At 63.6% G+C, this 717-nt stretch carries 1 protein-coding gene; it reads right to left on the bottom strand.

From position 1 onward, the window contains the following. Nucleotides 1-653: hypothetical protein (locus AC07OO_RS25585; protein WP_495084998.1), on the bottom strand; the 653-nt coding region annotated here is incomplete at its 3' end. Nucleotides 654-717: the final 64 nt, after the last annotated feature.

Consider the following 717-nt stretch of genomic DNA (forward strand, 5'->3'; position numbering starts at 1 on the left):
GCAAAGCCTTGGGCGATACAGCCAAACTGGCCCTGGAAGTCCGCAGCGCGCAGTTTGCGTTCGCTGCAGTGCCAGAGGTTGGCCAGGTAGTTGTCGCTGAAGCGGCAGCCCTGCAGGTCTGGCACGGTGGGACGGATGGAGAAGTACACATCGGCCGCAATGCCGTCGCACATGGTCATGTCGCCCAGGCGGAAGCGCCGGTCTAGGATGACGTCGGGCAGGATTGTGCAGATGGTCTTGAGCCCGGCCGCGTGGGCCATGCGGGCGGCTATCTGCAGCAGGCCTTCGTCTTCACCCATGCAGATACCCCATTGGCAGTAGAAGATCTCATCGCCAAAGCGGTGTACTAGGTAGACGTGCGTGAACGTGCTGCGGTACTTGCTGGCTTGCTGGAGCAGCGCGGCGAAGCGGTCCAAGTCATGCAGGGTGCGACCGGGCCATAGGATGACGTTGCCGCCCAGCGCACGTTGGCGCTCCACGGATTGCACCGGGTCGGCATCGTCGACGGGCTGGAGTTGCGAGACATAGCCCACTGCTGACACGGCCCGGTCTGCGGCCTGTACCAGGACCATGGGGACAAAGGCGTGTGCCGAGCACACGCTCAGCAACGCAATGGCGAGCGCGACGAGGCGCCGTGTGACAGCGGTGGCCATGGTGTGCGCCTACCCGCTTAAAGGACCGAAGGATTGATCGGCAATCTGCGGACGGCAACAACCG

Source organism: Rhodoferax sp. GW821-FHT07G04 (assembly GCF_059418585.1).